This window comes from Polynucleobacter sp. MWH-CaK5 (assembly GCF_018687615.1).
Taxonomy (GTDB): Bacteria; Pseudomonadota; Gammaproteobacteria; order Burkholderiales; family Burkholderiaceae; genus Polynucleobacter.
In genome coordinates this window covers 260,188-283,686 of the sequence record NZ_CP061299.1, presented here as the reverse complement: position 1 = coordinate 283,686, position 23,499 = coordinate 260,188, and the positions used below count along the sequence as shown (strand labels likewise).

21 protein-coding genes are annotated in these 23,499 nt (G+C 37.8%); 4 read left to right on the top strand and 17 right to left on the bottom strand.

Going from position 1 to position 23,499, the window contains the following annotated elements:
* Positions 1–164: 164 nt before the first annotated feature.
* A complete protein-coding gene (locus GQ367_RS01465) occupies positions 165–1,127 on the top strand; it encodes a glycosyltransferase (protein ID WP_215290870.1) in 963 nt (320 codons plus the stop codon).
* On the opposite strand, the gene GQ367_RS01460 is transcribed toward GQ367_RS01465, so the two are convergent.
* The 14 genes from GQ367_RS01460 to GQ367_RS01395 form a co-directional block, all read right to left on the bottom strand.
* The gene (locus GQ367_RS01460; RefSeq protein WP_251370179.1) at positions 1,092–2,984 is read right to left on the bottom strand and encodes a nucleoside-diphosphate sugar epimerase/dehydratase; all 1,893 of its coding nucleotides are present in this window, start codon (positions 2,982–2,984) and stop codon (positions 1,092–1,094) included. The two genes, GQ367_RS01465 and GQ367_RS01460, sit on opposite strands and share 36 nt — an antisense overlap.
* A complete protein-coding gene (locus tag GQ367_RS01455; protein WP_215290868.1) occupies positions 2,981–3,541 on the bottom strand; it encodes a sugar transferase in 561 nt (186 codons plus the stop codon). The genes GQ367_RS01460 and GQ367_RS01455 overlap by 4 nt, the downstream gene beginning before the upstream one ends.
* A 14-nt stretch (positions 3,542–3,555) precedes the next feature.
* Positions 3,556–4,704, bottom strand: coding sequence for a glycosyltransferase (locus GQ367_RS01450; RefSeq protein ID WP_215290866.1), 1,149 nt, complete (start codon positions 4,702–4,704; stop codon positions 3,556–3,558).
* On the bottom strand, positions 4,697–5,545 hold the full coding sequence (locus GQ367_RS01445) for a glycosyltransferase family A protein (RefSeq protein ID WP_215290864.1): 849 nt from the start codon (positions 5,543–5,545) through the stop codon (positions 4,697–4,699). The genes GQ367_RS01450 and GQ367_RS01445 overlap by 8 nt, the downstream gene beginning before the upstream one ends.
* Positions 5,538–6,665 (bottom strand): hypothetical protein, encoded by a 1,128-nt coding sequence (locus tag GQ367_RS01440; protein ID WP_215290862.1) that lies wholly within the window; start codon positions 6,663–6,665, stop codon positions 5,538–5,540. The genes GQ367_RS01445 and GQ367_RS01440 overlap by 8 nt, the downstream gene beginning before the upstream one ends.
* Before the next feature lie 4 nt (positions 6,666–6,669).
* A complete protein-coding gene (locus tag GQ367_RS01435) occupies positions 6,670–7,554 on the bottom strand; it encodes an alpha-1,2-fucosyltransferase (RefSeq protein WP_215290860.1) in 885 nt (294 codons plus the stop codon).
* A complete protein-coding gene (locus tag GQ367_RS01430) occupies positions 7,551–8,732 on the bottom strand; it encodes a glycosyltransferase (protein WP_215290858.1) in 1,182 nt (393 codons plus the stop codon). The genes GQ367_RS01435 and GQ367_RS01430 overlap by 4 nt, the downstream gene beginning before the upstream one ends.
* On the bottom strand, positions 8,729–9,658 hold the full coding sequence (locus GQ367_RS01425) for a hypothetical protein (protein WP_215290856.1): 930 nt from the start codon (positions 9,656–9,658) through the stop codon (positions 8,729–8,731). Before GQ367_RS01425 ends, GQ367_RS01430 begins: the two co-directional genes overlap by 4 nt.
* Before the next feature lie 4 nt (positions 9,659–9,662).
* Complete coding sequence (locus GQ367_RS01420; RefSeq protein WP_215290854.1) at positions 9,663–10,847, bottom strand: glycosyltransferase family 2 protein; 1,185 nt, start codon at positions 10,845–10,847, stop codon at positions 9,663–9,665.
* Positions 10,837–11,685 (bottom strand): polysaccharide deacetylase family protein, encoded by an 849-nt coding sequence (locus GQ367_RS01415; protein ID WP_215290852.1) that lies wholly within the window; start codon positions 11,683–11,685, stop codon positions 10,837–10,839. Before GQ367_RS01415 ends, GQ367_RS01420 begins: the two co-directional genes overlap by 11 nt.
* Entirely contained in the window at positions 11,682–12,344 is a 663-nt protein-coding gene (locus GQ367_RS01410) for a methyltransferase domain-containing protein (RefSeq protein ID WP_215290851.1), read from the bottom strand. Before GQ367_RS01410 ends, GQ367_RS01415 begins: the two co-directional genes overlap by 4 nt.
* 59 nt (positions 12,345–12,403) lie before the next feature.
* Positions 12,404–13,390 (bottom strand): glycosyltransferase, encoded by a 987-nt coding sequence (locus tag GQ367_RS01405; RefSeq protein WP_215290849.1) that lies wholly within the window; start codon positions 13,388–13,390, stop codon positions 12,404–12,406.
* Positions 13,387–14,133 (bottom strand): phosphorylcholine transferase LicD, encoded by a 747-nt coding sequence (locus tag GQ367_RS01400; RefSeq protein WP_371818554.1) that lies wholly within the window; start codon positions 14,131–14,133, stop codon positions 13,387–13,389. Before GQ367_RS01400 ends, GQ367_RS01405 begins: the two co-directional genes overlap by 4 nt.
* A 69-nt stretch (positions 14,134–14,202) precedes the next feature.
* Entirely contained in the window at positions 14,203–15,936 is a 1,734-nt protein-coding gene (locus GQ367_RS01395; protein ID WP_215290845.1) for an ABC transporter ATP-binding protein, read from the bottom strand.
* A 321-nt stretch (positions 15,937–16,257) separates the two neighbouring features.
* On the opposite strand from GQ367_RS01395, the gene aepX reads away from it, so the two are divergent.
* The 3 genes from aepX to GQ367_RS01380 are packed head-to-tail and all read left to right on the top strand — an operon-like array spanning position 16,258 to position 19,773.
* Entirely contained in the window at positions 16,258–17,559 is a 1,302-nt protein-coding gene (gene aepX / locus GQ367_RS01390; protein WP_215290844.1) for a phosphoenolpyruvate mutase, read from the top strand.
* Positions 17,559–18,683: a phosphonopyruvate decarboxylase gene (aepY, locus tag GQ367_RS01385; RefSeq protein WP_215290842.1), complete on the top strand. Its 1,125-nt coding sequence runs from the start codon at positions 17,559–17,561 to the stop codon at positions 18,681–18,683. The genes aepX and aepY overlap by 1 nt, the downstream gene beginning before the upstream one ends.
* On the top strand, positions 18,673–19,773 hold the full coding sequence (locus GQ367_RS01380) for a phosphonoacetaldehyde reductase (protein WP_215290840.1): 1,101 nt from the start codon (positions 18,673–18,675) through the stop codon (positions 19,771–19,773). Before aepY ends, GQ367_RS01380 begins: the two co-directional genes overlap by 11 nt.
* 59 nt (positions 19,774–19,832) lie before the next feature.
* Here GQ367_RS01380 and GQ367_RS01375 read toward each other — a convergent pair whose 3' ends face one another.
* From GQ367_RS01375 to GQ367_RS01365, 3 genes are read right to left on the bottom strand one after another with little or no spacing between them, the layout of a single operon-like run.
* Positions 19,833–20,807 (bottom strand): GDP-L-fucose synthase, encoded by a 975-nt coding sequence (locus GQ367_RS01375; RefSeq protein WP_215290839.1) that lies wholly within the window; start codon positions 20,805–20,807, stop codon positions 19,833–19,835.
* A gap of 35 nt (positions 20,808–20,842) precedes the next feature.
* Complete coding sequence (gene gmd / locus GQ367_RS01370) at positions 20,843–21,979, bottom strand: GDP-mannose 4,6-dehydratase (RefSeq protein WP_215290837.1); 1,137 nt, start codon at positions 21,977–21,979, stop codon at positions 20,843–20,845.
* Positions 21,980–22,004: 25 nt separating this feature from the next.
* On the bottom strand, positions 22,005–23,447 hold the full coding sequence (locus GQ367_RS01365; RefSeq protein ID WP_215290836.1) for a mannose-1-phosphate guanylyltransferase/mannose-6-phosphate isomerase: 1,443 nt from the start codon (positions 23,445–23,447) through the stop codon (positions 22,005–22,007).
* Between the last annotated feature and the right edge of the window lie 52 nt (positions 23,448–23,499).

Below are 23,499 nucleotides of genomic sequence, written 5' to 3'. Positions count from 1 at the left end.
GTGCCCTGACCAATATTCTTTTAGAACTACCACGAGCAGATAACACATTCATCCTCCATCAAATTTATGAGTTAGACCACAAGAGCCCATTTTTATCAGAAATTAGTGATGCTGTGAATCATGATTGCGCGCTTCCCCGCACGAGCTTTTGGGGAAACTTGCACATGAATCGAAAAAAAAGCATCGCCCATAAGTTACTTGATGCCATTGGATTATTTGAAATTCATAAGCTGATTGCCAAACACATCAATCAGCATCATGCAGATATAGTGGTTGACTATGATTTATCTCTATTGAGATCCGCACACCTAATTGGTGCGCCCAAAATTGGGTTTTTCCACTTTAGACCCAAACGTTTTAGAAATGGTGGCACAAACAAGCTTCGCCGTATTGGAGAACGCCTCAAGCATTATCAAAAACTAGTTGTTCTTTGCGATGAAATGTATGAAGAAGCTTGTTTTGTATGGCCCCATCTCAAAGATAAGCTCCTTGTACTTCCCAATCCAGTAGACTTAGATTCGCTTCTAAAAAAATCAGCGTGCTCGATTGATTTTCCAGAAAACCTCACCCCTGGGGAGTACTTTGTTTCTGTAGCAAGACTCACCCATCAAAAAAACATTCATTTATTACTGAGGTCATTTGCAAAAGCCCGTGAACTTGGTTGCAAATGGTCATTGGCAATTATTGGAGATGGTGAAGATAGGGTTGATTTACTTGACCTGAGCAAAAAATTAGGTTTAGAGGAAGCTGTTTACTTTTTAGGCTACCAAACCAATCCGCACCCTTACTTGGCTAAAGCAGGTGGTTTTGTCATGAGCTCTCGTGAAGAAGGTTTTCCTGTGAGCTTGCTGGAAGGTATGGCCTTGGGATGCCCCATCATCTCTCTTGCCTGCCCAACCGGGCCTACAGATATCCTACAAAATGGCAAATTAGGGAAACTGATTTCTTTCACTGAAGATAATCCCGATGAACTTGGTTTAGCCATGTTTGAAATTAGCAATAATGCCGCACTTAGAAAAAATTATGCTGAAGAATCCAAGTTATTTTCACAGAATTTCTCGTCGCAAAAAATAGCTCACCAATTAATGAGTCTATTGCGTGACATAGCCAGCAACCAACGTCCTTAAATGGCCTTTAATTGCAGATTCGTCATTGATTAATATAGCATCGCTTAATTGAGCAAGCTGTAGTTCTAGCTGATCCCAAGCCATGAAATTTTCAAGCCCCTTCATGATTCTGGGGTGATTGGTAGATACAGGGTTATCTCCAATCAATAATTCTTCATACAACTTTTCACCAGGCCTTAACCCAGTCACCTGAATCTCTATATCGCCATGAGGATTCTTATCATCCCTAAAACTAAGGCCTGATAAGTCAATCAACCTCTTGGCTAGATCTAAAATCTTTACAGGCTGCCCCATATCTAGAATGAATACCTCTCCACCCTGAGACATTCTAGCTGCCTGAAGAACTAACTGGGCAGCCTCAGGAATGGTCATAAAGTATCTGGTAACTTCGGGATCTGTTAATGTGATTGGTCCCCCATCTTGGATTTGCTTTCTAAACAGCGGAATCACTGAACCAGAAGATCCCAACACATTTCCAAACCGTACCATTGAGAAACAAGTGTTGGCACCTCTATCTGCTAGAGACTGAAGAATCATCTCTGCGATGCGTTTACTTGCTCCCATCACATTGGTTGGTCTAACAGCTTTATCAGTGCTAATCAAAATAAATTTCTCAACACCCGATTCAAGGGCAATCTTGGCTAGATTCAGAGTTCCCCAAACATTGTTATTAACTGATGTAGCGATATTAGATTCAACCAAGGGTACATGCTTGTAAGCTGCAGCATGATAAATAATCTGAACTTTTTCAGCCTTTAAAACATCATGTAGGTTCTTATAATCTAAAACACTCACTAATTTAGGCAGTAAATCAATTTTTAGGCCCTGCTGCTGAGTGAATTCCGACAATTCTTGCTCAATGGTGTACAAATTAAATTCGCTGTGATCTAACAGAACTATTTTCTTAGGCTTCAAAAGAATAATTTGCCGACATAATTCACTACCTATTGAACCACCGGCCCCGGAAACTAAAACAACTTTGCCTTGATGAAGCGTGTCCTTAACATCAAGCTCTAAAGCAACATCTCTACCAAGTAAATCATCAATATCTACCTCCTTTAAATCGCTGAGGTGTAAAGTGCCATCAGCAAAATCTGCTAGATTAGGAAGTGATCTCACGTGCACATGATGTCTTGATAGTTCGGCCAGAATTACACTTCTGCGTGATCTTTTGGTAGAAGGCAGCGCTAATAAAACATCACTCACGCCAGCCACTTCTTTTAATCGCAAGAGTTGCTCTGCTCCATAAACTTTTAAGCCATCAATCGTACCGCCCTGCAATGTTTTATTGTCATCAATAAAACCGACGACCGTCATGGTCTCAGCAGCCCGGATTGAATAAGCAGCCTGCCTTCCTGATTGACCAGCCCCGTAAATCAAGACTTTAGGCCTCTCTTGATACGCAAAAATATTCCGATAAACTTGACCCAATAGAAATCTAGCCGAGAACCTGCTAGCACTTACTACTAGGAAAGCCAAGATTGGTTGAATGATGCCAATGCTGCGAGGGATTTCTTCTGGCTTAAAGAACAAATTCAGAGTTACAAATAAAGCAACGCCATAAAGAGCTGACGACTTGGCAATGGCCACAATGGTAAATTGGCCCGCATAACGAAAAATTGCTCGATACAAGCCAAAAGCAATAAAAGTTGGTAATGAGAAAGCCAATGCCAAGTAGTACGCCCAATAATGACTGTCTTTAGGAACATCCCAACTATCTAAACGTAATGAGAAGGCTAGCCATGTCGCCAACAAGATCAAGAACCCATCGACCACTAAAACAAAAGTCTTTTTTAGTGGTCGAGGCAATTCAATGAATAAATTTTGCAAATAGGCTGGCGTATTTTTTTTACTCAATGTGCCACCCCGCCACTTTTAATCACTTTTAGTGCAGTTAACCCAATAATCTTGATATCGAATAGCAATGACTGACGTTGCAAATACTCATGATCATAAGTAACTTTTTGCTGGTCACTTAAATCATCGCGACCATTGACTTGAGCCCATCCCGTTAAACCAGGCCTCAATAGATCAACGCCCACTGAACTTCTTAGTTTAATCAACTGATCTTGATTAAATAGAGCTGGTCTTGGTCCCACAATAGACATCTGCCCTTTAATAACAGAGATCAATTGCGGCAATTCATCTAGGCTGGTTTTTCTTAAAAAACCGCCCAAAGGAATCAAATACTGCTGAGGATTGACTAATAGATCTGTAGCAACTGTTGGCGTACCAAGCTTCATGGTGCGAAATTTTGGCATTAAGAAAATAACATTGTCTTTACCTACTCTCTTTGACCAGTAAATAACAGGGAGCCCGGAGCTGATCAATACCACGAAAAAAACCAAGCCATAAACAGGTAGCCAAATGGGGGCAAAAAGTACGACCAATAAGATATCAAGGAATCTCTTCATAGTCGTGATTATCGCTAATTTTTAAGCAATTCCCTCATAAAATTGACGTAGCGATCGCAGACCATACTTTGCTCATAGTTCAATACAACACGATTCCTGGCTGAAATACCTAATCCCTCACAATATTCAGAGTTATCAGAGAATTTCAACAAGGAATTTGCTAATGCTGCGATATCACCAACCGGAAATTGAATACCTGTCACGCCATTAATTAATGCATCATTGATTCCATAAATATCAGATCCAATCGTTGGAATCCCAGATGCTGCCGCCTCTAAAATTGAGATAGGAAAACCTTCGCGATAACTGGGTAAACAGAAAAAATCTGCTACTGAATAATATTTTTCCGTATCAGTTACAAAATCTAATATTTTGTAAGAGTTTTCATAACCAACCAACTCAGATTGAATCAGTTGATTCAATCCGAATTCATCAGGTCCAATGATCAATAGAAATAGATTGGGTGATTTTTGATGAGCCAATTTAAAGGCATCCACTAAATCTAAAATACCCTTATCTCTGTTGATGCGCCCCAAAAATAAGCACACTCGAGCCTGCAATTGAATAGATAAATCAGACCTGAGCTTTTCCTTCACATCTCGATTGACGTTAAATTTCTTTAAATCAACCCCGCAAATTGACCCTGAACCAAGAATTTGAATTTGATCCTTCTTGGCTACGCCCTGAGATTCCAAGTATTTCTTCTCAGAAAATCCAACCGCCAAAACTGAAGTGGCAAGACGGACCGTCAACCGATCCAATTTTTTCAATAAAAATCTACCTATACCCTGTTTAGATGCCCAGACTTCGCCCTGAAATATAAATAAACGACATCTAACGCGGCAAATACAAGAAGCCAGCATAGATATCAATCCAGCTTTAGGGCCAATACCCCAGACCAAATCATACTTATTCAATATGAGATGCTTGACTAATATAAGCAGTACTTTTATGTCTGAAATAAGTTTAATTTGACGCGTAATTGGAAAATCAATCACCTTAATTGGCAAATCTATATCTGGCGTAAATTTTTCATTACTTAAGTTGATGAGCAAATCTACATCTGAAAAATTGGCAAGTCCTTCAATATGTCTTTTAAAGAAAAAATGAACGGTCAAGGGAGTAGCGCAAACAATACAAATTTTTGATTTAGAGCTATTCATTTCCAATCACTCTCTTAATGAATACTCTTCGTAAAAATTTTATCCACGAAAAAACTTCTGCGATAAGTAAAACTGGAAAGGAAATTTTTTTGCACCTATAAAGATTAAATAGCGCCTTACTTTCCCCCACTTGCATAGCCCATAAATTTCCACTTAAACCACCAGAACTCCACTCTGACCGGTAAACATAAGCTAAATTAATATCAAGATATACAACCCGGCCACCTGAGCCAATAATTCTCAGCCATAAATCATAATCTTCTGCGTAACGCATAAGATTATGAAATTTCTCCTTGCAATTATTTTTAAGCATTACAGTTCTAGTAGCAATATTATTTTTAAACAACATAGGAAATAATTTAACTGACTTAGTGGGATAATGCCCATCATAGATGCCTAAAGTAGATTCGCCACCAACTTTTGAGACCGATCCGTGTGCACATAAGTCAATATTTTTATTTGAGATCATAAATTCATATTGAATCTTTAGCTTAAGCGGATGCCATGAATCATCGGCATCTAAAAATGCAATGTAGTCAGCACGAGCCGCGTCCCAGCCAAGATTTCTGGCACAGCCAGGGCCAGAATTGACGCTGAGCGACAGCAAAACAACATCAAATAACCGATGCCTCTCTGCGTCAAGCTTGATTTCTTGAAATAACTGATATGTAGCATCATTATCATCACTACAATCGTCAACCAATAGTACCTCTAAAGGCAATACAGATTGTCGCTTAATTGAGCTAATAGCTCGCCAAAGTGTTTGACTTGACCTATAACAGGGAATTACAACACTAACAGATATTCTTTTTTGATCGAAGTTTGAATTACAACTAGTCATCAGAACTCTCACCAAGCATTGCTAGGATTAGTGTCATAGTTGCAATATTTAGCTTGCCCCAAATAATGCCTAGGTCAAACATGGAATAAACCACAACCGGCATAAGCAAACTCAAAAATAAATAATTTCTCTTGTTGGTTGCTTGTTTTAAAAAAACTAACATGACAAGAAAAATCAGGGTGTAAATAGCAGTCAACAAAAAACCATCTCGATAGATAGCATCTAAAATAAAATTATGATGATGGCTTGCCACCCCCCACTCTCCCTGGTGAGATCCAGAAGTCAAACCACCACCCAAAAAAGACAAACCCCATATTGATAAACGATGTTCATTGCTTTCCAATGAGAGACTCGCTGGAATTGCAATCATATACATGATGACACCTACAACAATAAGAATTAACCGATTTTTGTGGCGATGATTATCACCTCGCATACAAAAAATAAGTAAAAGAGCGCTACAAAAAATTGCAACGAACGCGGCTTTTGAATCTGCCAACAATAACCCAAATAAAGAAATTGCACATAAAGTACTTTTCTGTACATTAACAGCGCTGTATATTAATAGAATTGCAGAGGTCATTCCTAGCATGCCAGGGCCAGGGAAAAGCCCAGCCAATCTCTTAATCTCAAAACCCAATAATCTTACCCATGGATGACGAATATTATGTTGTGTCCAGCCCCACTCGTTAATACTGAAAATTAAACTTAACAATATTGATAACCCCATCAATGACATAAATATTTGGACAGCAAAATCAATCTCAACGAGGCTTGGTCTTTTTAAATAAATCAGAGTTAAGCAAACAAATAAGACTATATTGAACCACCCAACATTCTGGAAACTCCAAATTGTTGATAAGGCTACTTGACACATCATCAAGATAATCCAAATCGACACAACATCAAATTTAATATGCCAATTTTTTTTCATGAAAAAATAAAGTGCAATTGCAATCAATATAGAAACTGCAAAAGCCCCATGTATTGACTTAAATATGCTAGTAGCATCAAAAAAGACATGAAGCAAAACATCCAAACAATATGGTAAAAAAACAATTGGAGCGAGGTAATTTGTATAGTGGTTATTCACCCTACCCCAAAAAAAATTTTTGAGCATATCTTTAATAAGTTATTATTTTATGAGAATTCCAAGTTGTAGGAATAATATATCTATGCTTAAAAGATGAGCTTCTGTTCCATAAACTGGGATAGATTACTCTTTTTTCAGCACTTGAATTTAGATAAGCACCCCACCAACTAAATGTGCTGTTAGATATGATGTGATGCTTACAAATACTCATTAAATATAACTCGTCCACAGAATCAAGAACGTTGCCATCATAACGAGTCCGCCCAGATATATAATGAGTTGATTGTGGTAAATCCATGTTTTTCATTACCCAATCAATATCATCCGAAAATACCAGAAAATTACAGCTCTCAAGAATGCTTTCTATTTTTGCAACTGCTTCCCCAAAATAAGAATTACCGCAAATATCATGTAAAAATTTGGTCCTATGATCGGTCACGTAATCCCCCCTTCGCACATGAATTGAGACGCAGTTAGGTAAGCCGTGAATTAAACTTATGGTATCGGATATGTTGTCTAATCTTTGCTGCGATATTTGAAATTCACGTACTAGATCTTGAGTACAGTGACTAAAATATAAATCACTCTGAAAATAACCGTCTAAATATATATTTCCAGACTTATTCAACACACTTGGCTCCCAATCAACATAGTATTTTTTATATATTTTTTGAGATATAAATCTTTTTACTTTTGAAATAATCCCATAAGGATTTCTGTACCGCCTAACCTCATCAATATCTGCAATTTTTGCTGATATTGATAATTTCAAAATTTCAGGCAGCCTAGATCTATTTTCAGAATATGATGACAAATCAATCTTTAGTTCAACATTATTCTTCTTTGCAAGGGCATACCCTGCAGCATACTGAAAAAGCTGATTACCTAAACCACCATTCAATCTAACTAATATCATTGACTAATTATTTCTCTATATAAAGATAAATACCGAGCAACCATTATTTCAGATGAAAATTTATCAACCATCAACTGAGTTACCCTATCACTTAACCTAATATTTGCCTCTACTGCTTGCCTCACCGAAGCTAAAAGAGCCAATTTATTTTCCTTCTCAACAACAAAACAGCCCTCAATATTACCCAAGCACTCTTTAACCCCCCCCACATCGTAAGCAACCACTGGAGTGCCAGATGCCAAAGCCTCTAGAACGACTAATGGGAAAATTTCATATCTAGATGGAAGTACCAATACCGTAGCGACATTTAGGTATTTGGCCATCAATTTTTGATCTGCTATTTTCTTAATAAAGTGAATTCCATCCCTAACACCATCAGTCTCGCCGCCAATGGCTACAAACTGAACATTACAACCTTTCCAATTCTTTGAAATCCAAACAAAATCACAAAAACCTTTAATTAAATTCTCATCTTGCACGGCGCCGACATACAAAATAATGGGCTTGTTAGATAAATTTAACTCAGATCGAATATCTGATAAATCTGTATAAGGGCGGAAGATATTTGTGTCAATCCCATTATGTATAACACTAATCTCTTGGCTACCTAATGAAGTTAAAGTCACCGCGTCTTTAAGCCATGAACAAGGCGTCACAATATTAGCGCTCAATTCACCATACAAATTACTTTTTCTCCAAGATAAGTATCTGTCATTATTCCAAAGCATACTTGGATAAATAGATGCATTCGAACACTTATATAGGCCATTGCTAAGATCACGGCTAGATGTGGCTGAGCAGTGAGGAGTTAAGGCCCAAAAATCATGTAAAGTCCAAACTATTGGTTTCAGTTTTGACATTTCAATTAATGTTTTCAAATTGAAATACCAACCATTAATATTGTGAAGATGAACAATGTCTGCGGATATAAATTCAGGGCTTCTCAATAAGTATTTTGTTGAAAAAAAATCAATATCATTAGAAAGAAAATAGGCCAAATATTTCGAGAAAGACGTTCTGTGGATTTCTTTTGTTCGGCAATCTGTTGAGTATTTTCTACCAACAAACATATCTGACCTTGAACCTTGAATATCGTTGATAGCTTTGTGTAGAGTTATGGCAACCCTAGCAGCACCACCAACTGAATTATCACTAGCATTAATTGTCAAGATCTTCATAATGCTCGCCAAATCCTCAAGAGAGTAAATTTAATTCTAGCCAATAGCTTAGGCTTATAGCGATTTTTAAATAGCAAATAATCTGCATCTGCATTAACTTCAAGAGGCAAAATTGGATGAGATATTGAGGATGTTAAATCGGAAATCCTCATATTCATATCATCGGATAAATTCTGGGTATGAGTGGCGTCAGATCCAAATCCTATATTTTTTACCATATTAATGTTTGGAGATATGGACAAGGCATTATTTTTCCAGATTGAGTAAAGCCATTTGGCATCCCAGAATGTATACTTGCCAGATTTAAGCCCCAAAAAAAATCTCCTCCAATACTTTCTCTCAGAAGAAGATTTTAAGATGGTGGATAAATTATTTGTGTTTTTAAAAAAATCATCCAATCCTTCAACCGATGAATCGTATAAATCCCAAGCTCTTTTCCATGTAGCCCAAGCCCAATTAGCCGGGTATTTTGAGAAGTAATAATCTGCGTCACCGAACTTTACACTCTGAAAATTAGCTGCAGAAATATTCATTACTTTAGAATTATTTTGAAATAGAGTAAGCAACTCCTGAGAAAAAATAAAAAAGCTCTCCCCAACAAGACAATCATCTTCTAAAATAATACCGCGATCAACGTGCGAAAAAAACCATGTGATAGACCTAGGCACCCATTCATCACAACCATAATTAATATTAGAATAATAGGTATTTACAGTACATTCCCAAGTAACATAATTGTCAATTAAATCTTGGCACTCCCTTATAAGAACCAGATCCTGATTAGAATTATTTCTTGGACCATCGCAAGTAAAATAAATATTTCTAGGCTTTACTTTTGAAAGTTGCTGCAAGTTCTCCTTTAACTTACTTGGTCGATTAAAGAAAATTACCAAAACTGGAATATCCAGATGCAATGGATAATTCATATATTTATATATTTTTGGGAATAAATTGCACTAAAAGATTCTTAAACTTAATCAAAAAAGACGGCAATCTCTTCATCCTTCTCTTCTGAAAAACATTCAACTCTAGCAAATATTTAATTGCAAATTTATCTCTGTTTTGGAGTCCGACACCCATTAGGCCATAGGCAATTCTTAATTGCATAAAGAGCATGATTGGCGTAACAACACCCAGCAATCTCAAGCACTTTACATAGCTCTCATTGGCTGACAAATAATCTTCGCCATCCAAAAAATTGCATAGTTGAATAAAAATCTCTCTAACATTACGTTTATCGTTATTTTTAGCTATAGCGAAGCCCCGATTCCTGTAACTATAAGCAATCGCATCATGAAGATTAGCATTTGTTCCATGTGTATTTTTTTTAAAAATATCATAATTTAATATCAAAGAAATCAAGTTTTCATCAAATCTGTTGAGCGCCTTTTCAATGCAAAGGTAAGTATTAATTGAAAGCAACCCCTTCTCATATTCACGCTCATAATATGATTTACTTCCTGCTTGCTGTCGTCTGTGAAAATAATAAGTTTCAGGACAAACTGCAACTCTAAGATTCTGCGCTAAAAAATTAAACCCAAAACCTTGGGTGTCAAAACCGTGGCTAACTGGATAACCACCTAGAACACCAAATGCCTTTGATGTATACATAAAATTAACCTGGGTTAAAAATCCAGAACCCGTTTCATATAAATCCCAAAAAGTTATTAATGAACCAACTCCTTTATTGGAAACCACCTCAGTTTCATTAATATTTTTTTCAAAGAACCTTGTCTCAGAAAATAAAATTCCGTCCAATTTATTCGACAGAAGATGCTCATACATCTTTCTTAACATTCCCGAAGGTAAAATATCATCACTATCCAAACAAAATATTACCGGCGCCACTGACCTTGAGACCGCAGTATTTCTTGCCGCCCCTCCACCCATATTTTGATCATGAAAATAAGCTTTTACATTTGAGTACTGATCTAGTAGCTGCTCAATAACTTCTTTTGTTGCATCACTGGATGCATCATCTACAATAACAACCTCAAAATCTTGCAAATCAAAACCTTGCATGTAACATGATTGAACTGCCTCAAGCAATGTTTTTTGACTATTGAAGCAAGGAATTATTATTGATAGTTTTATCATGCCAGATTTATCTTTCATGAAAAACCAGCCTAGAGAGTTCATCAATCGTGTAATTTCTGACATTGAATCTAGGCAATCTAAACAAGTCAGACTTAGACGTAATTAAACCCGGCATATTTTCGGCAGAACATATGAAATTTAATTGTCGCGCTATTCTCACACTATTGTGATCATAATCAAAAAATCTGCCATATGGATATGCAAAGAGGTTTACATCTTTGCCAATGATTTCTTCAAGATGTTTTTTGTTACTGGAAATCTCATCGTATTGATCAATAAAATTAAGGTCGGACAATCTGGCATGATTTTTGGTATGGCCACCTATGCTGATTAAAGGATGATTAGCTAAAAAAACAAGTTCATCACTCGTTAAATATCTTGGCTGATCTTCAGATAAGCAATCAGCACTCCACTGAAAATTCGGAACCTCTCCTATCATTCCAGTTGTGACAAAAATAGTTGCAGGTACCTGGTACTTCTCAAGGAGAGGCAAAGCAACATTTAAATTATCTTGGTAACCATCATCAAAAGTAATAACTGCCTCTTTGCCAACTAAGGAGTTACTTTGACACCTTTCGATAAGCTCTTCTAAGGAAATGACCTCATAATTTTTTTTCAAAAAAATTATGTGCTGTTCGAAACAAATCGGTGTGACTGCTAGCTTCGCAGGATCAGATTTAACCTCAGCGACACGATGATATAAAAGTATGATCGCAGAAGGCTGGGTGTTTTTTATCAACCAAGATTCAATTAGCCTCCACAATTCTAATAATAAATATGCTGTCCTATTTAAAAGTCTATAAAAAAAAATTAAAAATGGGACTTTTTTAAATAATTCTTTCAATAAAAATTTCACTTTATAGCCTTTACAGCAATAATCATTGGGAAATTCTCATCCACAACATCTAAAACACTCTTTGAAATATCTTCAATAGCCATACCGGCGTAAAACAACATTGCGGAACGAACATTGCCAAATGATTTAATTAAAACTTTATCTCTAGAAAATTTTTTCTCAAATATATACTTTGCAGAAGCAGTAGTAAACCGCCAATAATCTCCATGGACTCCAGAAATAGAATCAACCCTACCAATTGCGGGCAAAGTAACCAACAAAACACCACCTGTCTTTAAAACTCTATTGCACTCACTTATCGACGCATCTAAATTATCGATAAATTGAAGAACTTGGGTAAGTATGATGCAATCAAACGTTTCATCATCAACAGCATCAAGCTGTCTAATATCACCCACTATCGTTGCATTTCTATTAGACGCATCAATATCTAAAACATCAGAACTTAGCACATTATCACCACCATAATAAGTCGTATAAGTGTTATTTAAAACCTCAAGACATACTCCCCTTACCAACTGTTGCTGACTCTCGAGAAAGTATTCAATATAGTAGCGATCCATTGGTGTGCCACGGTCAAAACCACACCATTCACTAATAGGATGGGGCTTATTTAAAACGAGATATGGATATTTAGACTTCAAGAAATTACGTGTCAACCATCGCCTAAATATTCTAGATGGATCATATCTGTCAATTAATTCATGTATGAATGATCTCAACTGACTGATCCTCTATAAATTTTCAAGATGAACTTAACTATTTTCGTAACTTTTAAATAGATTAATATTCTCAGCAGAAAATGTATTGCCTTAGCCCTTTTATTACTCTGCATTTCTTTATAAAACTTGATAAGTTGGCCAAGAGCATACTTATCTTCGACCACATCCTCACTAAAAATGATTTTTCGTGGTGCTGATAAATTAGTTTCAAATGGGCTGCGCCCTAATAATCTATTAAAGAAATTAAAATGGGTGCCGTTATAAAGGCCATTATTAACAGTCAAGGCCCAGGGGGCTTGCACTGCCAAGCCCTGATTTTTTGCAACTGAAATATACCAACACAAATCCCAAGGTATAGGCTGTAACCTTAGTAGATCTAAGCACTTATATTCACCAGACATCTCAACCCAGTCCTTTTCAGTCTCAGACATTGAACTCAATGCTTGTTCTTTTGTTTGAAAATACTCAAACTTAGCCCATCTATCTTTCCAAGTTGCCCAACCACCGCCAGTGTTTTCAGTGTAGCGCCAAAAAAATGTTTTATTAAAACCATTTGGCATATTTATGAAGGTAAAGGTGGCAACATGCATGACCTTTTTAAAAGTCTTATAAAAATCTAGGGCTCCATTCATAAACTCTAAAAAGTCTTCTGAAGTCACGCCATCATCTTCCAAAACAATGATGGACCCATGCTTATTAATAACATAGGTGACACCCAAAATTATGTTTTTTTCAATATAGTAATTTTGTTCGCGCTCCACTAGATGAATTTTTTTAAAACCATTCACCGATCTTAAATAATTTCTGACTTCTTGAACTGAAGATTCATCTTTTTTATGTCTTGGGCCATCTGAAAAAAAATAAACCTCTGTTTGCATGGCCAAACGATTTTTTCTTAAAGCCTCAATAACTTCAATTGTATTTTGAAGTCTGTTGTATACAAATACAGCTACCGGTGCAAAATGATTCACTTTATCACTCAATTAACGCTCAATTTTAATCTAGACTGAGGGCAAGGTTCATTAGGTAGAATTAACTTTGCATGAGGAACTCGATTGCTGACATTGGGTGGAGTCATGTAATGCTTTCCATATAAAACGGACAAATGCTCATGAGGCAGAGCCGGGCAGTTATATGTTTTACCTTCAAAATTACACTGGCCCAATGGATACAAATTAGTCAACGGACTAGCATACATATAGCCATTATCTTCAGGAATTTGACCAAATGCCACCTTTTTAAATAACGAAGCAAAAAACCAAAATAATTTACAAAATTGATATAGAGGCCAATTTAAAAAAACCTTCTTTCTTGTGACGCATAAGAAGTAACGAGAAAAAACCGTAGTGCGTTGCATTATTTTTCTCAGCAACGTGGGAATTTTGGAGTATTCATATGATGGAAATATATCTATAAAAATACCTTGATGGTAGGGCATTAGCCCCGTCTCATGAAACTCGATAAATGTTGAATTATGATCACGTAGCTTAATGAATGCTTGCTTAAATCCTGGGTCTGTGTGTGGTGTTTGAAGGAAAATGTCATCGGGTAGATATTTTTCTGCAATCTCGATGAATCTATAATAGTCACTCAATGGCATAGAAACGTCTACATCATCATCCCAAGGAATAAAACCTTGATGTCTTATAGCGCCTAATAACGTACCAAAGTCGAGCCAATAATTTAAATGGTTCTTATTGCAAATATCAACAAAAACATCAAGCATACGCAATTGCTTCATACGCAACATAGGTATATCGCTTGAATTGATCACGTCATCTTCGCTTTTAATGATTTAAATCTCCACGTGACGATTGACCATGGATCGGAATAACTGACTTTGCTCAACTAAGTCGTGAAATTTTCCTTGAGCAACAATCTTTCCATGATCAAACACAAATAATTGATCACACTTCTCTACGGTCGACAACCGATGCGCAATTAAAATTAAAGTTAATCGCCCACTTAATTGATTAACAGCATCCATGACTGCTTGCTCAGTTAAATTATCTAACGCACTAGTTGCCTCATCCAAAATTAAAATACTCGGCTTTCGATAAAGTGCTCTTGCTATTCCTATTCTTTGCCTTTGACCACCCGACAATCGAACGCCCCTCTCACCCACAAACGTATCATAACCATTAGGCAACTCATTGATAATAAAATCATGTAGATTTGCCATTTTTGCTGCTTGAGCCAAAAGATCAATATCAATTAGGTCAGACCTTACCCCAAATGCAATATTTGATGCAATACTGTCATCAGCCAAGAAAATCTGCTGAGGAACATACCCGATCAATTTTTGCCATGATGCTTTATTTTGATTAGAAAGTGTTACATCATCAACTAAGACAGACCCAGAACTAGGCTCCAAAAGACCCATAATGAGATCCACTGAAGTTGACTTACCGCTACCACTAACCCCAACGAGACCAACTGTTGTATTAGCATAAATATCAAATGTCATATCACACAGAGCGTAATTGTTTGCTTGGGGGTAGCGATACGACACATTATTTATTGAAATTTTAGTTTTAAACACTAACCTAGATATAGAGTTGGGCGCCAAAATTGAACTTTCAACTTTTGAGACCTCAAGGAAATCTTTATACAAAGCATCCAATGAAGCACTTGTAAATTTGAGGCTAGTGCTGGCGGCATAAATTTGTTGAAGCGCCGGCATAAACCTGTAGCCAGCCAAAGCATATAACGTAGCAATCGGCAGCACCTGACCAACATCCCCAGTTTCTTTTAAAAGAAAAAGTATTATTAATAAAATGCCTCCAAAGGCAATTACCTCCAAAAAATATCTAGGCAATTGACCAATAAGTGCTGAAATTGACTGATACTTCGCATAAATTTTTGAGGGCTCAGTAAATCTCTTTAGATACTCGATCTCCAAGTTAGCAACTTTAATATCTTTAATACCACCAAATGCCTCGCTTAGTATTCCAAATCTCTGCTGATTAGCAAATAGCCTTCTTTCACCAATTCTTGCCAAATACGAAGATATCAGCCAATATAAAATGATGTAAACACCCCCCATAAATGCAAATATCATCAAAGTAAGCACGGGGTCAATAAATATCAAAAATAACAACATAGCAGCGATAACTGCTAGCCCTGAAATTAATTGCATCAAAGGAATAAAGGCGCCACCAATAACTTGATTGAGCTCCGAAAGAATTGTATTTCCCAAATTGGCACTATTTCTGTATAAAAACCAATCGTAGCTCTGATTAAGATATAACTTAACTAATCTAATGGCTAATGTGTGTTCGCGCATTAAAGAAAAACGAATCAACGCATAATTAGTAAACATCTTAAAAACCAAAGACACCACCATTAATAAAAAAACAGCCGCTCCCAGAAAAAATAAAAAACCACTAGCAGTTTCATACCCCAGGGATTTATAAAGTAATTGTAATAGTTGGTTTGAATCAATAATCTTTGGGTTAGCTAGTACAGCCATGAATGGCATGATTGATGCAACACCTATAACATCGAGAAAAGCCATGATAATAATCATGATAAGTAACAATAAAGCCTGTAGCTTTTCCTTGAGAGTTAGTAACTTTATAATTCTATTGAAATTCAGCATTTTTTAACCAACAGTAAATTATCGTGCCCTATCAAAAAAATCGTGCGAAAATGGCTTGCTGATTTGCGTATATATCCAATGACAAACCAACTCTAGCAATACGCAATTAAAGGCTCATTATGCATCACAACAATTAAGTGAAATTGCATTACCATTAAAATGAAAAAATATTTATATTATCCAAATAATAGAAATTATCACCCACACCCACACCTAAAACCAAAAAATTAACTTCAATATTAAAACTCAATGAAAAAAGTATACGTTGGCATGAGCGCAGACCTTATTCATCCAGGCCACCTAAACATTCTTAAAGTGGCTGCTCAATATGGTGAAGTAACCGTAGGCTTACTAACAGACTCAGCAATTACGAGCTATAAACGCCTTCCCTTCATGAAATTTGAACAACGAAAGATGGTCATTGAAAATATCAAAGGTGTTAGTCACGTCATCACTCAATCCACGCTAGATTATTCTGCAAATTTACGCCTTCTCAAACCAGATTTTGTTGTTCACGGTGACGATTGGAAAGAAGGTATTCAGCGTGAAACACGTCAACGAGTTATTGACACTCTGGCAGAATGGGGTGGGGAATTAATTGAGGTGCCATATACAGATGGAATCTCGTCAACCGCAATTCAAAAAACACTAAAGGAAATGGGGACTACTCCCGATATTCGTCGCAACCGCCTAAGACGCCTCCTACAAGTTAAACCAATAGTACGTTTCCTTGATATACACAATGCGCTAACTGGGTTAATTATCGAAAATACAACGATTACATTGCCCGATGGAACTATACGTGAATTTGATGGCATGTGGGGCAGCAGTCTAACAGACTCAACGGCTAAAGGTAAACCAGATATAGAAGCTGTGGATTTTAGCGCACGCATAAGCACTCTAAACGAAGTCTTAGAAGTTACAACCAAACCAATTATCTACGATGGCGACACAGGCGGCCAAGCAGAGCATTTTATTTTTACTGTGCGCACACTGGAACGATTAGGAATTTCGGCAATCATAATTGAAGATAAAACTGGTCTCAAAAAAAATTCACTTTTTGGAAACGATGTAATTCAAACGCAGGATGAAATCTCTAATTTTTGCGAAAAAATTCGCGTAGGGAAACAATCTCAGGCAACAGACGAATTCATGATTATTGCCCGAATAGAAAGCTTGATTTTAGATAAGGGCATGGATGATGCTCTTATACGAGCCAAGGCCTACCTTGATGCTGGGGCAGATGGCATCATGATTCACAGCCGTAAAACATCTCCCGATGAAATTTTTAAATTTTGCAACCTCTATAACCAATTGCCAAATCGTAAAACCTTAGTTGTTGTTCCATCTAGCTACAACATGGTTACAGAAGACGAACTAACCTCTCATGGTGCAAATATTGTTATTTATGCAAATCACTTACTGCGCAGCGCCTACCCGGCCATGCTTAATACCGCAAAATTAATTTTAACAAATGCAAGATCTGCAGAAGCTGACGCACACCTTTTACCCATAAAGGATATTCTTGAATTAATTCCAGGTACAAAATAATGATCGCACCAGAAGACTTTTTTAATCACTTAGAGAAGCATGGCGTCAACTTTTATGCTGGAGTGCCAGATTCACTACTCTCAAGTTTCTGCTCTTATGTAGACGATCACGTAGAAAAACAAAAACATCTAATTGCCGCAAATGAAGGAAATGCTTTGGCGCTAGCTATGGGTTACCATTTATCGACTGGTAAAACGGCCGCCGTGTACATGCAAAACTCTGGTATAGGTAACATAATTAATCCATTCACATCACTTGCCGATATTGAAGTGTATAAAATACCGATTCTTCTCATTATTGGTTGGCGGGGAGAACCTGAAATAGCAGATGAACCACAACACATTAAACAAGGCAGAATTACACTACATCAACTTGACACTCTTGAGATTCCATATTTGATAATTAATCCCAACACCAATATCTTAGAAACTCTTGAGACCACATTTAAAACCATGCAGTCTCGCAATGGTCCAGTAGCATTAGTCATATGTAAAGACACATTTACAAAATATAAATCCACCAAAAAATCTGCTGGGTTATCCAATTTAATAAGAGAAGAAGCTCTATCAGAGCTATTAAATTTATGCGCCTCAAATGACCTAATTATTTCGACCACAGGAAAAACATCTAGAGAGTTATATGAACTAAGATCCAAGAGAAATGAAGCCCAGTGTGATTTTTTAACAGTCGGCGGAATGGGGCACACATCTTCTATAGCCCTAGGGGTTGCGATTGGCCAACCCAAAAAACGTGTCATATGTCTAGATGGCGATGGCTCACTCCTGATGCACATGGGCTCACTTCCAGTGATAGGGAACTATAAACCAAATAAATTTATCCACGTTTTATTTAATAATGGTTGTCATGAGTCAGTCGGAGGGCAACCCACTGTGGCAGGGAACCTTGATTTTAAAAAAATATCAAAGGGTTGCGGTTACTCAAACTACCAATTGGCGACAGATTTGATAAGTCTCAAAAAATCTTGGTTAAAACTAGTAAATACTGATGGTCCAAGTTTTTTGGAATTAAAAATAAAAAACGGTGCCAGAGATGATTTGGGCAGACCAAAAAATACCCCGGAAGAAAACAAATTAGCTTTCATGAAAGCTGCAAATGCTTCTTAAAACAGCATGGTCACATTTTGTTCCCGTTCAAATCATATCAAGCTCTATTGACAGCCTAACCACTCCACTTCACTCAAAGCATACGTTACTAGTTACATCACAAGGATTCATTAAGAGAGGTTTAGCACAGTCAATCTCGAAGATACTGAGGCCCAATAAGATTACAGTATGGGATGACGTTAAACCTAATCCAGATATTAAACACCTAGATGCTGCTATTTCAAACCTTAAAAAAATAAATATTGATAACGTTATAGGTTTAGGTGGAGGAAGCGTACTAGACTCAGCAAAAATATTAGCTGTAGCTTTACTGCCTAACCAAACAAATATTTCTTTGGTTGATATCTTTCAATCAAAAATAAAAATGCCTTGGTTAAATCGCTTACCCCTAACTTTAATACCAACCACCTCTGGCAGCGGTTCAGAGGTTACTCCTTTTGCAACAATTTGGGATTACGAAAAGAATAAAAAATATTCTTTAATGGGTGATTTTATGTTTTCAGATGTCGCCCTATACGATCCAAAATTAACACTAACACTAAACGAAGAAAACACAATTTATCCTGCTTTAGATTCAATATCTCATGCGATAGAATCGTTATGGAATAAAAACTGTACGCCCATTACTCGTTTATTTGCAACAGAATCATTGCGCCTGTCCAACCTATATCTTTTAGATGCAGTAAACAAACCTCAGTCGATTGAAGCAAGAAAAAATTTACAAAATGCTAGTCTACTTAGCGGTTTAGCAATAAGCCAAACTAAGACAGCTCTCGCACATTCAATATCATACCCACTAACAACTCATTATGGTGTGCCCCATGGACTAGCATGTAGCTTTACGTTACCAGCATTACTTAGTTACAACCTTACTAAGTTATCTATCGACAGCTACACACATGAAATTTTGAAGAGTACTCAAGAATTACTAATGAGTCTTGGGCTTCCAAGTAGAATAAATAAATTTTTAAACCAGCAACAATTACTTGATTTACAAGAAAAGATGATAACGCGCGAAAGATTAGATAATTTTTGCGGGTTAGGAGCAGAAAATTTAAGAGAAATACTACTCAAGAGTACGTTGAGATAATTCTAAGTCTCCGAGGCTAGAGTTAATATTAATATATCACCAATTGTGAGCATAAGACTTTATGTCTGTTGAAGTAAAAAATCTTGATAAGCAATAACTAAACCATCATACAAATCAACCTCAGCTCGCCAACCCATTCCCTTAATTTTAGCGCTGTTCATCAACTTCCTAGGAGTGCCATCTGGTTTACTTGAATCAAAGAAAAGTTTTCCTCGATAACCAATAGCTTTACCAATAGTCTCAGCTAACTCTTTAATCATCACATCTGACCCAACACCAACATTGATGTGACTTTGCATCGGCTCAGTATGCAAATCATAAGTGGCTTTATCTAATTCCATCACGTATACAGAAGCAGTAGCCATATCATCCACATACAAGAATTCGCGCCTCGGAGTACCCGTACCCCAAATGACAACTTCTGGCATATTACTTTCTTTAGCCTCATGAAAACGTCTAATCAAAGCGGGAATCACATGACTATTTTCAGGATGATAATTGTCACCTGGCCCATATAAGTTGGTTGGCATCACGGATCTGTAATCAATCTCATGTGATTGACCATATTGTCGGTTATAACTCTCGCATAATTTAATGCCTGCAATCTTAGCAATCGCATAAGGCTCATTAGTCGCTTCCAACTTGCCAGTTAACAGGGCTTCTTCAGCCATTGGCTGTGGTGCCATCTTTGGATAGATACAACTTGAACCCAAAAAGAGTAGTTTCTTAACGCCTGCCAGAAAAGCTTGATGAACCACATTAGCTTCCATCATTAGATTCTGATAAATGAATTCCGCTGGGTAAGTATTATTAGCATGAATACCACCCACTTTTGCTGCCGCCAAATAAACCTGCTCAGGTTTTTCCTTTTGAAAGAAATCGGCAACAGCTTGTTGATTGGTCAAATCCAACTCTGCATGAGTTCGCATCACCAAATTATTGAAGCCTTTCGCCTGCAATTGACGAACAATGGCTGAGCCCACCATGCCTCGATGGCCAGCCACATAAATTTTAGTGTTTTTATTGATACTCATAATTTTTATTAGTCTGGTTCATCAGCTAGTCATGATTAATTCTCTTTACCCACATGAACAGCATAGCCGTGATCTTTTAGTAGTGCATGCTGCTTTGCTTGCTCCAAATCATGCGCCACCATTTCTTGAACCATCTCATCCAAAGTAATCTCTGGCACCCAACCTAGTTTTTGCTTAGCCTTAGCAGGATTACCTAACAGTGTTTCTACTTCGGCAGGACGGAAATAGCGCGGATCAACTTTGACAATCACATCACCCACTTTCAAAGCTGGTGCATCGTTACCAGAAATTGCGGATACCACTGCCTTTTCATCAATACCTTGCCCTTCAAATTTAAGAGTGACCCCAAACTGAGCTGCGCTCTTGGCAATAAACTCTCGGACAGAATATTGAATACCCGTGGCAATCACAAAATCTTCAGGTTGATCTTGTTGTAACATCATCCACTGCATACGCACATAATCTTTCGCATGACCCCAGTCACGAAGCGCATCCATATTGCCCATGTACAAACATTGCTCTAAACCTTGGGCAATATTCGCCAAACCACGAGTGATTTTTCGAGTCACAAAAGTCTCACCACGACGGGGACTCTCATGATTAAACAAAATACCATTACATGCATACATGCCATAAGCCTCACGGTAATTGACCGTGATCCAATAAGCATAGAGCTTTGCTACCGCATAAGGAGATCGTGGATAAAACGGCGTAGTTTCTTTTTGAGGAATTTCCTGAACTAAACCATATAACTCAGAGGTCGATGCTTGATAAAAACGCGTCTTCTTCTCTAGGCCCAAAATACGAATGGCTTCTAAGATGCGAAGCGTTCCCATACCATCTACATCAGCTGTGTACTCTGGTGATTCAAAAGACACTGCTACGTGACTTTGCGCACCCAAGTTATAGATTTCATCAGGCTGAGTCTGCTGAATGATGCGCGTCAAATTGGAAGAATCAGACAAATCACCATAGTGCAATACAAAGTTGCGATGATCGATATGAGGGTCTTGATAGAGATGATCCACTCGATCGGTATTAAATAAAGATGCTCGGCGCTTAATGCCGTGAACAACATAACCTTTCTCCAATAGAAACTCTGCCAAATAAGAACCATCTTGGCCGGTCACACCTGTGATCAAAGCTACTTTTTGTTGTTTGTTGTTTGTCATATCTATATTTTCTTTAATCCAATTCTTAACTACGGCCGTAGGTATCTTCAAAGCGAACTATGTCATCCTCTCCCAGATACCCCCCCGATTGAACCTCAATCATCTCTAGGTCTGTTTTACCTGGATTTTCTAAACGGTGCTTAGCCCCAATCGGAATATAAGTCGACTGATTTTCTTCTAGTAAGAAAACATCTTCGCCATTAGTCACCTTGGCCGTACCCTTGACCACTATCCAATGCTCAGCACGATGATGATGCATTTGTAAACTCAAGCTGGCGCCTGGTTTAACAGCAATACGTTTCACCTGAAAACGCTCCCCCATATCAATAGAGTCGTACCAACCCCAAGGACGAGCAACGCGACGATGCATCACCGCTTGTGAAGCACCGTCTTTTTTAAGCTGAGCCACCACTTCTTTCACCTGCTCCACCTTGTCAGCGGAAGCCACCAAAACTGCATCGGGCGTATCCACAATCACCAAATCCGATGTGCCTAATGCCACCACAGGTCGATGAGGTGCATTGATATAGGTGTTGGTTGATTGCACTGCCAAACCTTGACCATTGATACGATTGCCCGCTTCATCTGCTGGGGATAGGTTAGCAACAGCATTCCAACTGCCCACATCACTCCAGGCGCCATTAAATGGAATAACCGCGACTTTGTCAAAATACTCCATCACTGCATAGTCAATAGACTCTGAGCGACAAGCTAAAAAAGCTTCTTTGTTAGGTCGGACAAAAGAGCCATCAACTTTGGCAACCTGCATTGCTGCTTGACAAGACTGCAAAATATCTGGTGCATGCTTAGAGAGGGCGTCAAGCAAAGTAGATGCCTGACACAAGAAAATACCTGCATTCCAAAGATAATTGCCAGACAACAACATCTCCTGTGCTTTATCAAGCTGAGGCTTTTCCACAAAACGCTCCACAGCATAAGCTGCACTAGCACTAGGGCTAGCACTTAAGTCTTTGATGCAGCTGCCCTGCTGAATGTAGCCATAAGCCGTGCTTGGGAAGGTTGGCTGAACACCAAAGGTAACGATATAACCGGAACGAGCAGCATCAACTCCGGACTGCATCGTTGAAATAAATGCATCAACATCTGGCACAAAATGATCTGATGGCAAAAAAAGCAACAAATCTGAACTAGCAATACCTGGCATTAAAGCAGCGCTTGCCATGGCAGCAGCAGTATTACGACCCGCTGGCTCCAAAAGAACATTAGCGCCAGCATCGGTAGCACCATTAAGCGATGAAGTTAATAAGTCTTGAACAAAGAAACGATGCTCTTCGTTTGTAATGCAAACAGGAAAACCCAGCTTTTTGACACGCCCTACGGTTAAACCCAAAAGACTTTGACCACCAATTAAGGGAACAAATTGCTTAGGGAAAGATTCGCGAGAAAGTGGCCACAAACGAGTACCTGAACCCCCGCACAGAATAACTGGTTTGATATTACTAGACATCCCCAAATTTTATATGAAATATTAAAGGATTTAAGCCAAATACCGATATAAA